At 38.1% G+C, this 11,987-nt stretch carries 10 protein-coding genes; all 10 read right to left on the bottom strand.

Going from position 1 to position 11,987, the window contains the following annotated elements; genetic code table 11:
- Positions 1–17 precede the first annotated feature (17 nt).
- Positions 18–956, bottom strand: a complete 939-nt coding sequence (gene prmA / locus CIL03_RS01930; RefSeq protein WP_094883523.1) for a 50S ribosomal protein L11 methyltransferase — start codon at positions 954–956, stop codon at positions 18–20.
- A 93-nt stretch (positions 957–1,049) separates the two neighbouring features.
- Positions 1,050–2,177 (bottom strand): molecular chaperone DnaJ, encoded by a 1,128-nt coding sequence (dnaJ, locus tag CIL03_RS01925; protein WP_094883522.1) that lies wholly within the window; start codon positions 2,175–2,177, stop codon positions 1,050–1,052.
- A gap of 143 nt (positions 2,178–2,320) precedes the next feature.
- On the bottom strand, positions 2,321–4,153 hold the full coding sequence (dnaK, locus tag CIL03_RS01920) for a molecular chaperone DnaK (RefSeq protein ID WP_094883521.1): 1,833 nt from the start codon (positions 4,151–4,153) through the stop codon (positions 2,321–2,323).
- A 31-nt stretch (positions 4,154–4,184) separates the two neighbouring features.
- A complete protein-coding gene (gene grpE / locus CIL03_RS01915; protein WP_094883520.1) occupies positions 4,185–4,760 on the bottom strand; it encodes a nucleotide exchange factor GrpE in 576 nt (191 codons plus the stop codon).
- 130 nt (positions 4,761–4,890) lie between these two features.
- The gene (gene hrcA / locus CIL03_RS01910; RefSeq protein WP_094883519.1) at positions 4,891–5,922 is read right to left on the bottom strand and encodes a heat-inducible transcriptional repressor HrcA; all 1,032 of its coding nucleotides are present in this window, start codon (positions 5,920–5,922) and stop codon (positions 4,891–4,893) included.
- A 76-nt stretch (positions 5,923–5,998) separates the two neighbouring features.
- A complete protein-coding gene (hemW, locus tag CIL03_RS01905; RefSeq protein WP_094883518.1) occupies positions 5,999–7,177 on the bottom strand; it encodes a radical SAM family heme chaperone HemW in 1,179 nt (392 codons plus the stop codon).
- A 90-nt stretch (positions 7,178–7,267) separates the two neighbouring features.
- On the bottom strand, positions 7,268–9,076 hold the full coding sequence (gene lepA / locus CIL03_RS01900) for a translation elongation factor 4 (RefSeq protein ID WP_094883517.1): 1,809 nt from the start codon (positions 9,074–9,076) through the stop codon (positions 7,268–7,270).
- A gap of 209 nt (positions 9,077–9,285) precedes the next feature.
- Positions 9,286–9,606: a hypothetical protein gene (locus CIL03_RS01895; RefSeq protein WP_094883516.1), complete on the bottom strand. Its 321-nt coding sequence runs from the start codon at positions 9,604–9,606 to the stop codon at positions 9,286–9,288.
- 12 nt (positions 9,607–9,618) lie between these two features.
- Positions 9,619–10,797: a stage II sporulation protein P gene (gene spoIIP / locus CIL03_RS01890; protein WP_240507979.1), complete on the bottom strand. Its 1,179-nt coding sequence runs from the start codon at positions 10,795–10,797 to the stop codon at positions 9,619–9,621.
- A 111-nt stretch (positions 10,798–10,908) separates the two neighbouring features.
- A complete protein-coding gene (gene gpr / locus CIL03_RS01885) occupies positions 10,909–11,949 on the bottom strand; it encodes a GPR endopeptidase (RefSeq protein ID WP_420855380.1) in 1,041 nt (346 codons plus the stop codon).
- Positions 11,950–11,987: the final 38 nt, after the last annotated feature.

Raw genomic sequence — 11,987 nt, 5'->3', positions numbered from 1 at the left:
TACCTCCGGAAGCAATACTACTTCTTCTTAGCTACAATGGAAACCCAGTCCTCCATTTCATTTATTTCAATAATTTTAAAACCCTGCTGTTGCAGCTTATCCTTAACCAGTTCTTTTTTATTTTGGATAATACCGGATGTTATGAAGAGGCCGCCCTCTTTTAGATTATTCCATGCATCATCAATAAACCGAACGATAATTTCAGCTAAAATATTGGAAACTATCACATCTGACTCCAGATTAACATGATCCAGCAAATTATTTTGCCTTGTTATGATTTTCTTTTCCGTTTTATTAAGTTTCGCATTCAGTGTAGTACTTTTAACTGCAATATCATCCAAATCATATGCATATACTTCTTTCGCACCCAAAAAAGCTGATGCAATACTTAAAACCCCTGAGCCGCATCCTACATCAAGTACAATATCATCATTTTTTAAATACTGCTCCAATGCCTGAATACTTAAAACAGTAGTCGGATGTGTACCCGTGCCAAATGCCATTCCCGGATCAAGTTCAATAATAATTTCATCACTTGATACAGGTGTATACTCTTCCCAGGTAGGAGTTATCGTTATTTTTTTTGATATTTTAACAGGTTTATAATACTTTTTCCATGCTGTTGCCCATTCTTCTTCATGGACTTCACTTAATGAAACGTTGTTTTTCCCTATGTCGATATCGTACAGCATCAGATTACTTATTGCCTGCTTAATTTCTTCAACAGTCTCTCCCAAAAAGCTGTTCATAGGCAGGTATGCTTTAATATGCACACCTTCTTCTGGGTACTCATCAGGATTAAGCTCATAAATTTCACCGAACTCATTTTCTCTGACTTTCACTAAATCCATAGGGTCCTCAATAACAAGACCGCTTGCACCAGTTTCATGCAAAATATTTGAAATAGGCTCTATCGCTTCATTTGTTGTGTGAATACAAAGTTCCGACCATTTCATATTATCCACCCGTTTTCTGTATAAAAAATTCATTCCTATGTAAACAATGCCATCCCAATAGGGGGATTCCCCCTATTGAGCGGGACAGCATGACTAATCATTTTTAAAAGCTTTTTTAAACCGCTGGAAAATCGAGTTGTCTTGTTCATTTGTTGAGTCATTGCCGCCAATTTCATTAAATTCACGCAACAGTTCTTTTTGACGCTCCGTTAATTTAGTTGGGGTAACCACCTTCACAATAATGTGCTGATCTCCATGTCCGTAACCCCGAACATTTGGCACTCCCTTGCCTTTCATACGGAACGTTTTGCCAGCTTGAGTTCCAGCTGGTATTTTAAGCATAACTTTTCCATGAACGGTTGGAACTTCGACTTCATCCCCAAGTGCTGCCTGTGCATAATTTAATGGGAGCTCACAGAAAATATGATCTCCTTCCCGTTCAAAAAACTCATGCTGTCTGACCTGTACCACTACATATAAATCACCCGGAGGACCACCATTAACGCCTGGTTCCCCTTTACCAGAAACCCGGATTTGCTGGCCTTCATCAATACCTGCAGGAATAGTGATATGAATTTTTTTATGTTTTTTCACTTTTCCATTTCCACCACAAGTATTACATTTTTCAGGAATAATTTTCCCAGACCCATCACAATGGTGGCAAACTCTGCGGTTAACCACTTTTCCAAATGGAGTATTCTGTTCCTGGTTTAATTGTCCGGAACCATTACAGTGTGAACAGGTATTGGTCTTAGTTCCCGGTTTTGCACCTGAGCCGTGGCAAGTATCACAGGTTTCCTCTTTCGGAATTGTGATATCCGTTTCTTTGCCAAACACAGCCTCCTCAAAATCAAGAACCATTGTATATTGCAGATCCGCCCCCTGCTGAGGTGCGTTTGGGTCTCTTCTGCGGCCACCGCCGCCAAAGAACATATCAAAGATATCACCAAACCCGCCAAAGTCCTGTGCTCCACCGCCGAAGCCGCCAAAGCCTTGGCCCTGTGCTCCCGCATGGCCAAACTGATCATATTGGGTACGCTTTTGCTCATTGCTCAACACTTCATAAGCTTCTTTGGCTTCTTTAAATTTATCTGGCGCATCATCTTCTTTATTGACATCTGGATGATACTTTCTTGCCAGTTTCCGGTATGCTTTTTTTATTTCTTCTTTTGGAGCATCTTTACTGACTCCAAGTACATCATAATAATCTCGCTTGCTCACTTAAAAATCACTCTCCCGATACACTACTTGCATAGCCTTTATCTTATCATCATTTAAGTCCCAGTGGCAAATACTCATTTCACCACTCGAGAAAAAAGCCAAAGCCAAGAGAATCCTGACTTTGACTATTCGTTTTCTGCTATTTATTTTTTGTCTTCTTCATCATCTACTTCTTTATAATCGGCGTCTACTACATCATCGTCAGCCTGGCCATCCTGGTTTTCCTGATTGGCCTGAGCTTCCTGCTGCATTTGCTCATACATCTTAACAGAAAGCTGCTGAACTTGTTCTTCCAATGCTTCTTTCTTTTCTTTAATTTGATCTAGGGTCTCGGATTCCAAAGCAGTTTTCAGTTCTTCTTTTGCTGATTCCGCTTTTTGTTTTTCATCTTCTGTTACTTTCTCACCCAGATCTTTGATTGTTTTATCAGTTGTGAAGATTAGCTGATCTGCTTCATTTCGCAGTTCTACTTCCTCACGGCGTTTTTTATCATCTTCTGCATTTTCTTCAGCTTCTTTTACCATACGCTCTACTTCGTCATCAGAAAGTCCTGAAGATGATTTGATTGTGATTGATTGTTCCTTGTTCGTTCCCATATCTTTTGCACGCACATTTACGATACCATTTGCATCTATATCAAAGGATACTTCGATTTGTGGTATACCTCTTGGTGCTGGTGGAATATCAGTCAATTGGAAACGTCCAAGCGTTTTGTTATCAGCAGCCATTTCACGTTCACCCTGCATTACATGGATGTCCACAGCTGTTTGATTATCTGCAGCTGTTGAGAATACCTGAGAATGACTTGTCGGGATTGTTGTATTTCTTTCAATCAATTTGGTGAATACAGATCCCATTGTTTCAATACCAAGAGAAAGTGGTGTAACATCTAATAATACAACGTCTTTAACATCACCTTGAAGAACTCCACCTTGTATTGCTGCACCTAATGCAACAACTTCATCAGGGTTAACCCCTTTAGAAGGATCCTGTCCAGTTTCGCGTTTAATAGCTTCCTGTACAGCAGGAATACGAGTTGAACCACCAACCAGAATAACTTTATGAATTTCATTTGTTGAAAGACCTGCATCAGAGAGTGCTTTTCTTGTTGGAATCATTGTACGTTCAACTAATTCAGATGATAATTCATCAAATTTTGCACGAGTCAGGTTCATTTCCAAATGCAATGGACCAGCTTCTCCTGCAGTAATAAACGGCAGTGAAATTTGAGTTTGAGATACTCCTGATAAATCTTTTTTCGCTTTTTCAGCAGCGTCTTTCAAACGCTGTGTAGCCATTTTATCTTTGGACAAATCAATTCCATTCTCTTTTTTAAACTCCTGTACCATATGGTTGATGATAACTTCATCAAAGTCATCCCCGCCAAGACGGTTATCACCAGCAGTAGAAACTACCTCAAATGTGCCATCACCGATATCAAGGATAGATACATCAAATGTTCCGCCGCCTAGGTCAAATACCAGGATGGTTTGATCCTGATCATCTTTATCGATACCATATGCCAATGCTGCTGCAGTAGGTTCGTTAATAATACGCTCAACTTCCAGCCCAGCTATTTTACCGGCATCTTTTGTTGCCTGACGCTCAGAATCATTAAAGTAAGCAGGAACAGTGATAACAGCTTTTTCTACTTTTTCGCCAATATAATCTTCTGCATAAGATTTAATATGCTGCAGAATGATAGCTGAAACTTCCTGTGGTGTATATTCCTTGTCATCAATTTTCACTTTATAATCTGTACCCATGTGACGTTTAACAGATTGAATCGTATTTGGGTTTGTAATTGCTTGACGTTTTGCTACTTCTCCAACCTGTCTTTCACCATTTTTAAATGCTACAACTGATGGAGTTGTACGGTTTCCCTCTGGATTCGGGATTACCACCGCTTCTCCGCCTTCCATTACTGATACACATGAATTGGTTGTTCCTAAGTCAATTCCAATAATTTTACTCATAATTCTACTTCCTCCTTAACTGCTGACAAAATTATTTAGTTACTTTAACCATTGCAGGTCTGATTACGCGATCTTTAAGTTTATAACCTTTTTGTAATTCTTCTGCGACTATATTTGATTCCATTTCATCATCTTCTATTTGCATAACCGCATGATGCTCGTTTGGATCAAATTCTTTCCCTTCTGCCTCAATCACTTCAACCCCCTGAGATTTAAGTGCATCCTGAAGCTGTTTGTATACCATAGTGATACCATCTATCAGGCTGGATGTCGCTTCAGTCACTTCTATTTTTAATGCTCTTTCAAAATTATCCATTACAGGCAATAATTCATTCACAAGATCCTGTGATTTATATTTACGGTCTGCTTCTTTTTCTTTCTGTGACCGTTTTTTAAAATTATCAAACTCTGCTTGCAGACGAAGCATTCTTTGATATGTCTCTTCCTTTTCCTGCTGGAGTGACTGTATATCTTTTTGAAGTGCTTCTGCTTCATCATCTTCACCAGAATTTCCTTCAGCTTCTTCTGTATCAATAATTTCAATTTCTTCTTCAGAGTTTGACTTTAATTCCTCTTCAACTACATTGTCTTTTTCCTGTTCTCCCAAAATTGCCACCTCCTAATTTCTGCCACATCAGACTATATCACAAATAGCTTATTCAATAAAACAGCATTCCAAAGGTGCGGTAAGAGAATCTCCCCTACCACAAGAACCACTGTTAATAGAGATCATTTATCTATTCATAGCTTTTATACCAGAGATATAGTGCATCTGTCATTTCATTGGACAGTCCTTTTAATAATGAAATTACTTTCCTATACTCCATTCGGGTAGGTCCAAGCAAAGCAATGGTACCCAATTGGCCTTCACCCAGCTGATAAGATGCGGTAATTAGACTGAAATCCTTAATAGCATCTATTTCATTTTCATGTCCGATGGTTACTTTAATACCATTGTCGGAAGATTTAAGCAAACTGGCAATTTCATCTTCCTTCTCCATCATGGAATAGAAAGACCTTATCTTCTCTACATCATTAAATTCGGGCTGCATCAGTATATTCGATTTACCTCCAACATACAGCTTTACCGGGTTTTCGCTAAAAAACACGGCTTGCAAATAGTCATAGGATTTTTCAAAATCATTCATATACTGCTTCATCAATGATGCAATTTCAGTTTTAAACATTTCAGGTAATCGAATAATCGGTACACCAAACAAACGATCATTTAAAATATTTACCATCTTCTCCAGGTCTGATGGATTAATCTCAGCCGGGACAGAAAACGACCGGTGCTCAACATGTCCTGTATTTGTTACTAAAATTGCTACAGCTGTATGGTCCGATAATGTAATGATTTGAATTTGCTTCAATTTTGTTTCAAGCAGCTCTGGCCCGAGTATTATTGAAGTATAATTCGTCAGTTCCGATAATACCTCAGCTGACATTTGGACAACCTGCTCCAATTCAAAAAAGCCATCCTGAATAATGTTCTTAATGATTTTGACATCATTCTTCAAACTGATTGGTGCTATCAAATGGTCAACATAATACCTATACCCTTTTTCAGATGGAATTCTGCCCGAAGAAGAATGTGTTTTTTCCAGATATCCCAAATCTTCAAGGTCTGCCATTTCATTTCGAATTGTTGCAGCACTGTATGGTACATTATTTTTTTTGGATATAGCGCGAGAGCCAACGGGATGTGCTGTCTCGATGAAATCATCAATAATGACTTGCAAAATTAATAATTGTCTTTCTGTTAACATCATCCTCACCTCTGTTAGCACTCTTAACGCGCGAGTGCTAATGCTATTAATAAATTATCAAATACTCTTTTTTTTGTCAATAAACATGTACTGAACCAGGATAAACCTTCTCAAACTCTTTATCTTCCAATAGGAACTTTTCAAATACCCTGTTTGCAAGCAGCATACCCTCATCGGTTAAACGGATTGTTTTTTCATCTTCATGAAGCAGACCAGTATTAATTGACTCTTTTATAGATTGTTTATAGAGAAAGTCTGGTGAAAAGCCAAATTTATTCGTAAAATGAGATTTATTTATTCCTTCCATTTTACGCAGTCCAAGAAACATTTCTTCTTCAATCTGAAGTTTTAAACCAATATTTTCAACCTGCAAGATCGGCCTGCCACTATTCATTGCCTCATTTACATATGCCGGCAATGGGCGAATATTGCCAATGCGCTTGCCTGGTAAGTAAGAATGTGCACCGGCACCAAATCCATAGTAATACTTATTATTCCAATAAGTCAGGTTATGCTTGCTTTCATATCCCGTTTTGGCAAAATTGCTTATTTCATACTGTCGAATATTGTGTTTTTGCATAGATTTTTTAAGAATTTCATACATTTGTACTTCTTCCTCCTCAGCGGGGCGAGCAAGGTCACCTTTTTTATGCCGCTGATAGAAGACGGTTTTTGGCTCGATTTGTAATGCATAGGTAGAATAGTGAGGCAGATTAAAACTCATTGCTTCATTCAATGATGTTTGAAATTGTTCCACAGTCTGTTCAGGCAATGCATAGATTAAATCAAGGCTTATATTTGAAAACCCATACTGCTTAAGTTGATCTACAGTTTTATAAACATCACTTACTTTATGCATTCTTCCCAAGCCTTCAAGCATTTTGTCATCCATCACCTGAACACCAAAAGAAACGCGGTTCACGCCGTATTCTTTCAGAAGATTAATCTTATCTTTCCCCAAATCACCCGGGTTTACTTCAATCGTAAATTCCTTGCACTTTAAAACATCAAACTTGTCATTTATTAATTCTAACAAAGTTCGCAGCTGTTCTATTCTTAGCACAGTTGGAGTTCCGCCACCTATATATATTGTATTCACTCTATTTTTCGAACCAGGCAAATTTGTATTGATTTCATTCTCCAGAGCTTCCAGATATTGTGCCGCTAATTTCTCGTTATAGAAAAATTTCACGAAATCACAGTAATGGCACATTTGCTGGCAAAAAGGGATATGAATATATACTGATTCCACCATTTTTTCTTCCTCCTTCAGACCATCTCAAAAAGGAAAAGGGAAACTCCTTGACATGAATCCTTCAAGAGTTCCCCCTGTCCCTTTATTTAATTAATCATCATCCATTTTCAATACAGCCATAAACGCATCCTGAGGTACTTCTACAGATCCAACCATTTTCATCCGCTTTTTTCCTTCTTTTTGTTTTTCCAAAAGCTTGCGTTTACGTGAAATGTCTCCACCATAAAGTTTGGCTGTTACGTCTTTTCTTACTGCCTTAATGGTTGAGCGGGAAACAATTTTATTCCCGATTGCTGCCTGCACAGGCACTTCAAATTGCTGTTTTGGAATCAGTTTCTTAAGCTTTTCTACTATTTGCTTACCTCGTTCATAGGCAAAGTCCCGATGTACAATAAATGATAGTGCATCAATAGTTTCAGCATTTAAAAGAATATCCATTTTCACGAGATTCGATAGCTGGTATCCAATCATCTCATAATCAAAAGATGCGTATCCTTTTGTATGTGATTTTAATTGATCAAAAAAGTCATAAACAATCTCGGATAATGGTATATGATAGATAACATTAACTCTGATATCGTCAAGATACTCCATATCAATAAATTGCCCGCGTTTTTTTTGAGAAATTTCCATAACTGCACCAACGTAATCATTTGGAACCATAATCGTTGCTTTAACGTATGGTTCTCGAACTTCATTGATTTTTTGCGGGTCAGGCATTTCTGAAGGATTATCAATGCTCAGGGTCTCTCCGTTTGTCTGTTCGACCTCATAAATTACGCTTGGAGCAGTTGTTATTAAATCAATATTGAATTCACGTTCAATTCGCTCCTGGATAATTTCCATATGCAATAATCCCAAAAATCCGCAGCGAAAGCCAAACCCTAGCGCCTGAGAAGTTTCTGGTTCATATTGCAGTGATGAATCATTTAGTTCCAGACGTTCCAGCGCTTCCCGCAAATCATTATAGTTATTTGAATCAATCGGGTATAAACCGCAAAATACCATCGGATTCAATCTGCGATATCCAGGAAGAGCTTCTGCTGCCGGTCTGTTCGCAAGTGTAATTGTATCCCCTACTTGAGTATCCCCGACATTTTTAATAGAAGCTGTTAAATAACCTACATCTCCTACGGTTAACTCACTCTGACCAACAGGCTTCGGTGTAAATACACCAACTTCATTAACCTCAAATTCTTTATCTGTTGCCATCATTTTTATTTTATCGCCGACTTTTACTGAACCTTCTTTGATACAAACATATGCAATAACACCACGATAAGGATCATACAATGAATCGAAAATAAGAGCTTTTAAAGGTTCCTCTTCATTACCAACAGGAGCTGGGATTGCATCTGTGATACGTTCAAGTATTTCATCGATACCGATATTAGATTTTGCAGAGGCTAGTATAACGTCATCAGGATTAATTCCTATAACATCTTCAAGTTCTTTTTTCACACGTTCAGGATCCGCACTTGGCAAATCAATTTTATTAATAACTGGGATTATTTCCAACTCGTTATCCAAAGCAAGATATACGTTCGCCAAGGTCTGGGCCTCAATACCTTGTGCAGCATCAACAACAAGTATCGCTCCTTCACAAGCTGCAAGACTTCGCGAAACTTCATATGTAAAATCGACGTGCCCTGGTGTATCAATTAAATGAAAAATAAATTCTTCGTCATTTTTGCTGGTGTAGTGCAATTGAACTGCATTCAATTTAATAGTGATTCCCCGTTCACGTTCCAAATCCATCGCATCAAGGAATTGTTCTTTCATTTCACGCTGTGTGAGCGCTTTGGTGTTTTCCAATATACGGTCAGCTAAGGTGGATTTCCCATGATCGATATGTGCTATAATCGAAAAATTACGTACATTTCTTTGTTTTTTCACCATAAGTGATGTTCACTCCTACATGTCTTTTACCATATGGATAAAAGCTTAAATTTCATCGTCGTTAACTAGACTGATTATAGCAATTGAAAGGTTTATATTCAAGAACAAAAGCATAGGGAGCTAATTGAATACGATAAAAATAAAATAGATCCTTCATTTTTCTTAACAAGGATCCAATCATAATTGTTCTATACTAGTGTTTTTAATTATCAGAAAAATAGTTGTGAAATCTGATAGAGAATTTGAACAACAATATCGTAAAAAACCTTTACGCCAGCTTCAAGAAATGAAGCAGCTTTTTCCGTGAAATGTACCGGTTCATTGTTTAATGAATGTAAATCTTGATTGGCAACTGCTTCATTAACAGTATCCTCTGTAACCTCAGGTTTTTCAGATATAGTAACCGGAACTGATTCTGACTGATTTACTGAATCATCCGGCATTGCATAGTTTTCTCTGTCCATTCCATAAAGCATGCCTGTTAAAAAGAAGAGAGCAAATAATAATAAAAAAATGATGGACCGGATCATATTCATAACCTCCTATGGTTCTGCATCTACTTTCTCAGCGTCCCAATAAAACTCACCAAAGACATCTGCCAGGGCATCTGCCGATCGATATAACTCATCAAGGTTGTTCCCTACGCCTCCAAATTCCAACACAAGCGCATTATCTGATAGATCCTGATTATACACACCATCCACTCTGGGTCCCTGTTTTGGATAAACTCCCCTGCTGATACCAGGATATTTTTCTTCAAGCATATAATGCAGTTCGGTTGCTAATTTTAAGTTTTTTTCATGACCCGGGTGTTCCAGTCCAACAACAATCATAATTCTTGCATACGTTTCTCCGTTTATTTCTTTGGTAGTGTGCTCTCTGGGCACAGCATCACGATGAAGGTCAAATACATACTGAATGTCTTTATTCGTGTTAAATGCTTCTGTTACAACATCCCTTGAAGCTTTATAGGCTTGAGAGAACTTCCATCCCTTTTCATTAAGTGAATTCATTATATCTGTATCATCAACCATCGTCCCAATACCATTTGCCTCGAGGGATTTGGCCAATCGATCACTTACTTTAGTAATGTTAACCTCTTTATGCTGGGCTGAATTTGAGTCACTGACACCCGGCAAATGAGGAAGAAACGATTCACGATTATGTGTATTGTAAATAAATACAACATCTCGCTCTCCGGTAGTCTGAGCAATTTCCGGTTTATCCTGCTTCTCCTGTATTTCTTCCATTTCGTTTTCTTCTACAACTGCTTCTCTTTCTTTTAAAACCTCTTCCAATGGCGGTGAAGATTCAAAGGGAAAGTTCGTATAATTCGTACCTTCTCCGGCGATCAGTATTTGACTGTCAAAAATTGAAAAACCAGGTAATTCATTTCCCAAGAGGCTTCTTGGATCATTTGGTTTTAAACTGGTTGCTAATTGAAAAAAAACATCTGTTAAATCAGGCAATATATTTTCTTCCGAATTTGCTTGTTTAAATAGTTTGTTTTCCATTCCTAATAAATGTAGAAATAATGAACTGTCAATATCCCTTGTCCATTCTGTAATAGCATTGGAGGATAGACGATAAGCAGGTTTTATCGTTGTTAAAATGCCAATGGATACAAAAAGAACAACGATACTGACAAAATAAATGCCGCCCCTTTTAAAATAAAGCTTTCTTCTTTTTCGGCCGTCATCCTGCATATGTCCAAAACGCATGGTTCCACCCTTCCTGAAGTAGTGACTTATAGTTAAAATCTATGTCATAACTACAGGAACTAGAACACATCTTTCTAAAACTAGAGAGAATTGATAGAGCTTTGAAAGTTTCTATCTTGTATAAGAAGCAAAGTTATCTACATCAACATTTTCGTGCAATGCTGCATTCACTCCATTCGCAATAACGTTTGCCATATCTATCATAAAGCCATCTACTTCTTTTGGTGTTACCATTAGATTATGACCAATAGGTGTTAATACTTCTGATATAAGCTGCCGTTTTTCCTCTTCTGATAAATTTCCTACTATTCCAAGGAACGTATTTCTTTTTTCTTCGTTTGGCAAATCTTCTTCTGTTAAATTTTTTTCACCAAATGCAAAACTTGCAGGAGCCAGTGACTTAGAAGGATCGTCCTTTTCTTTCCATTCACGCCCAAAATGCTTCAAAAGAAAATCAATAGTATCACTTGTAATTGTTACAGCATCAACTACTGTTGGAACTCCAATTGCAACAACAGGAATTCCCAATGTTTCTTTGCTTAATTCCTTTCGTTTATTTCCGACTCCTGAACCAGGATGGATACCTGAATCTGAGAGCTGAATCGTTTCATTAATTCGCTCAATGGACCTGGATGCAAGCGCATCAATTGCAATGACAAAATCAGGATTGAATTTTTCTACGATTCCAAAGATGATATCGCTCGTTTCCATACCAGTTACACCCATTACCCCCGGGGTTACAGCCGCTACAGGACGGTATCCCTGTGCGACGGATTCGTGCTCAAGCTTAAACAGATGACTGGTAACAAGCACCTTTTCAGCCGTCATTGGCCCTAAGGCATCCGGTGTAACATTCCAGTTTCCCAGCCCAACAATCAATCCAGTCCCGTCAGCCGGAACATTATTTTTAATAATCAGCTGCTCCAGTTCTTTTGCCAGGATTTTTGCTGCTGCTTCTTGTCTCGCTGTATCCTGCCTTTTAACACCATCCGCATAAATCGTTACATACGAGCCTGCTTTTTTTCCTAATAACTTTGCACCGTGCTGATCAATATCTACATAAGAAACCTTTATATTATCTTGTTCTCGTTCTTTTACCGTTACACCCTTGATTTCCTGCTGCTCTTTTTTTTCTTCTGTTTCAACATACATATCTCTGGCTTCTGTGGCTAAGTCTGTTCTCACTTGAA

The sequence above is a fragment of the Virgibacillus indicus genome (assembly GCF_002266285.1).
Classification (GTDB): Bacteria; Bacillota; Bacilli; order Bacillales; family Amphibacillaceae; genus Virgibacillus_K; species Virgibacillus_K indicus.
This window is presented reverse-complemented; position numbering and strand designations above follow the sequence as displayed.